This is a genomic window from Microcoleus sp. Pol1C5 (genome assembly GCF_036701115.1).
Classification (GTDB): Bacteria; Cyanobacteriota; Cyanobacteriia; order Cyanobacteriales; family Microcoleaceae; genus Microcoleus.
Map to the genome: position 1 here is coordinate 1 of NZ_JAUBQE010000149.1, position 1,339 is coordinate 1,339.

At 42.4% G+C, this 1,339-nt stretch carries 2 protein-coding genes; one reads left to right on the top strand and one right to left on the bottom strand.

The annotated features are described in order from the left end of the window. The first annotated feature begins 382 nt into the window (after positions 1-382). Entirely contained in the window at positions 383-544 is a 162-nt protein-coding gene (locus tag QUA23_RS31255; protein ID WP_445243543.1) for a hypothetical protein, read from the top strand. A gap of 27 nt (positions 545-571) precedes the next feature. On the opposite strand, the gene QUA23_RS30880 is transcribed toward QUA23_RS31255, so the two are convergent. Continuing rightward, positions 572-1,339: calcium-binding protein (locus QUA23_RS30880; RefSeq protein ID WP_333110747.1), on the bottom strand; the 768-nt coding region annotated here is incomplete at its 5' end.

Sequence of the window (1,339 nt, forward strand, 5' to 3'; positions counted from 1 at the left end):
CTTTATTATTTAAATTTGGCATACTGCACCTACTAATAGCTAAAAAAAGACAAGGATTTCCCTGTTTCGCGACTTGCATCGGAAACACTTTCTCAAGGTTGTAGTAACCATAACTGTTTTTTGATAAAATCTCTGTAAATTTTTCTTTATAAACCCCTATTTAATTAAAGTTTTGATAAAGTTGGGAACTTCTATTAAGTAATATTGCGGATTAGCCAGTGCAAGGTTGCGAATTCAACATAAAAACACTTCAATAGCAAGTATCATTATACTTAAATATTTTAGTTCCCCTGCCGAGTATGGGCAGGAGAATGTAGGAGGAGAGGCTCGGAGGTTTAGTAGCAGAGTTAAAGAGAATTGTGGAAGACGCTGTGTCACATCTTTGCCGAGTTCTTTTGATACAATTGTGGAAGCGTCTGGATTAGAAGTGGGAACATTTTCTAGTATGCTTTTGCACTTGGAATTGTTGGGATTAGTTTCTCTGAGACAGGGGTTAAAGACCCCTGTCGTACTCTCGGAATCACGAGTTGATCGGAATGTCTGAATCCGTGACAGAAACCCGAAATTGCTCTTAAATCAATCCGAAATTAACGGCACTAATATTGCTAGCCGAAACACCACTGAGAAAAGCTAAAATCTCCCCTGTTTGTGCCAACCGGATTAAAGTTGCACCGCTATCTTGACTAATCGCCAATTGCGAGAAACTCAACCCGTTACCGAATACTAACAAATCTTTACCGACTTCAAAATCAGTAATCGTATCAGTACCGGAATTCGTAGAGAGTAGGAACTTATCTACTCCCATTCCTCCTACCAAAGTATCAATTCCCAAACCGCCATTGAGTAAATCATCTCCCTTACCTCCGTAAAGAATATCATTACCATCATCGCCGTTCACAAAGTCAGCACCGCGGTTGCCAAATAAGACATCATCACCGCTACTTCCCAGGATTGTATCGCTACCTTTGCCACCGAAAATAGTGTCATTCCCCAGACTTCCATTGAGGGAATCATTGCCCCTCATGCCCATCAACACATTATTCGCGCTGTCGCCCGTCAGGATATCGTCGCCATTTGTACCGAGAATTGAATTGGGAGAATTGCTGCCCAAATCTGCATCGCCGCTGACAACAGGAGTGGCAATCCCAGCAGGCAATATCACAGCTTCAATTCTGCTATCTAAAGCAGTACCAGTATTGTCAGCAACTAGCTGGGAAATTGGTTTATTTCCCGTACCAACTTCTTTGAAGTCTTGAGTAGTTGGGCCCAAGGCTACTTGTTGGAGGCGGGCAAGTGATTCAGGAATTGATGTTGCTGTTGGGTTGGAGACAGCCGCATC